The sequence below is a fragment of the Marinilactibacillus piezotolerans genome, from assembly GCF_900114235.1.
GTDB classification, from domain to species: domain Bacteria; phylum Bacillota; class Bacilli; order Lactobacillales; family Carnobacteriaceae_A; genus Marinilactibacillus; species Marinilactibacillus piezotolerans.
Map to the genome: position 1 here is coordinate 1 of NZ_FOSJ01000102.1, position 2286 is coordinate 2286.

The following is a 2286-nucleotide window of genomic DNA, read 5'->3' on the forward strand; positions in this document are numbered from 1 at the left end:
TCATCTTCTGATAAATCATCTAGTAGCCATTCATCAATAACTAGCAGGCTATAATTTGAGAATTTTGTGATGAGGTTGGTTACACCTTTAGGTTTAAGTGTCGCTTCGTCTCGCTCTATTAATAAGTCAGGCAAACGAATATAGCGTGTTCGAATTTCTCGTTTACACGCTTCTCGTCCTAAAGCGCAGGCTAAATAGGTCTTTCCTGACCCAGTGAAGCCCTGAAAAATAATGTTTCTTCGGTGATTGATATAGCTGCAGGTGGCTAATTCATTAAGTGTCTGACGATCAATATCTCGTTTGTCATAATGAATAGCAGAAACAGTTGCGTTTTGAATACGAAATTTGGATCGTTTAATTAATCCATTCACCCGTTTATTGTATTTCTCTTGATATAGATGGTCAGTACCCAGTTGAAGTCGTTCATCAAAAGACAGTTGTCGTGTATCATTGTCCATCTCTTGAATTTCTAAAGCGTCTACTAATTCACTTAAATCCATTTGACGTAATTTTCTAATCGTTTCGTTATCAATCATTCTTATCGCCTCCATAATAGTCTGATCCTCTCACGAATCCCATGGATTCTTTATAGTTGGTCTCTGCATGTTCAATCGCTTCATTATTAACAGGATTCGTTAATATTGCCTTTAGTTGACGGTATCTTGGGGAATGGACACGTTCTAAAGCTATTTGACAAGCCTTCTCTAAAGAAGCATTTGAATACTTCTTCGATAAATTGAGAACAGATAAGCACGATTGATATCCTTGTTCTTTGAGTGGTAGGTTTTCAAAGATACGCTGAATCACTTTATGGGTGAAAGGTCCAATTTTTTGTGCCCAATTTAATAGTCGTTGGTCATTCCATTCGAGTTGATTAAATTGATCTGGTAGATGTTCTGGCAAGGTTGAAAAGTTATATTCTTTATATGATGGGAATCGTTTGTGAGTCGCAATTCGTTCATTTTGATAATAAATTTCAAGAAAGTTATCTGTTACTTTTAAATCAACGCTCTTTTTGACATATTGATAGGGACAAGAGTAATTATTCTTTTGATACGTAATATGACAATCCAGTTTTACTTTTCTTCCGTAAACCCATTCTGATATTTCGTATGGAACAGAAGGCAAGGCACGCAAAAATTCCTGTTCTGACTCTTTAAAAACAAGCGAACGACTGCCTTCACGCTTTTGAAATTCTTTATTATTATAAATTTCCAATTTCTCACGAACAGCTAATTTTAGTTCTCCCATTGTTGTATATATTTCATTTCTTAATGAAGCAATAACTGCCGTTGCAATTTTACCAACCGCTCCTTCAACCGCTGCTTTCTGTTTAGGTTTTCTTACCTGAGCAGGCATAATGGCCATAACATAATGGTTTGCGAGAGCTTCATATTGTTCGTTTAAAACGATGTCACCCTCTTTGGGGTGAGTTATTACACCGGTCTTCAAATTGTCGCATATTAAACGAATTGTGGTACCGTCAAAATAGGTGAACATATTTATATGGCAACGTAGCCAGGTATCACTTTTCATATCAAGCGTTGGTTCCACATAAGTGTATTGACTATAAGGAAGAGCTCCTACAAACAGATAGACAGTGGTTATTTCACCTGTGTCTGGATTTAATAAACTCATGGTTGAACCACTCCAGTCAACTTGAATTGAGACGCCAGGTTTATGTTTCAAATGATTCGTTAAGCGATATTGATCAATGTGCTTTTGATAATCTTCGCAAAACTTAGTATATCCAACTGCAATACCGTGGGTATTCTTACACTTATCCACGTACTCTTGCCATAAGAGCTTAAGGGTCACACCTACACCTTGAAGTTCCTTATGGACTTTTTCGTAGTCAGGAAGTGTGTATAAAACTTCTGACTGATGTCGTTCAGGGAAGAATTTTCGATACACCTCATTTTCAGATAGCTCTTTTATATCTTCGTAGGAGAGATTAAATCGATCTGCTCGTTGGAAGACATCACTAACTGAACTACGTCCTACTTTCTGTGTTTTAGCAATCATGTTTCGAGAAAAACCTTGATCTCGATACTGCATCACTAACTTCACTGGAATCTTTCTGGCCATAAAAATAGCCTCCTTCATGTATTTTTTAGAAGTTTTACCTTCTAAAATTACTATACATAAAAGAGACTAGTAAGTGGACTTGATGTGCGAATTGATTGCCTTGAAGTGCAAATTCGAGCAGATAACAGAGGAGGACTTGATTCGTGAATTGGTGGACTCGGATTGGATATTGATGGACCTGTGAGCGCGAAATAATCA

Annotated in this window: 2 protein-coding genes; both read right to left on the reverse strand. The window is 37.0% G+C overall.

Annotated elements, in window-relative coordinates; all coding sequences use genetic code 11:
* The coding region (locus BM212_RS12190; RefSeq protein ID WP_091898801.1) for an ATP-binding protein at positions 1-536 on the reverse strand (536 nt) is incomplete at its 3' end.
* Positions 529-2088 carry an IS21 family transposase gene (gene istA / locus BM212_RS12195; RefSeq protein ID WP_072694860.1) on the reverse strand — a complete coding sequence of 520 codons (1560 nt, stop codon included), beginning with the start codon at positions 2086-2088 and terminating at the stop codon, positions 529-531. The genes istA and BM212_RS12190, both read right to left, overlap by 8 nt.
* Between the last annotated feature and the right edge of the window lie 198 nt (positions 2089-2286).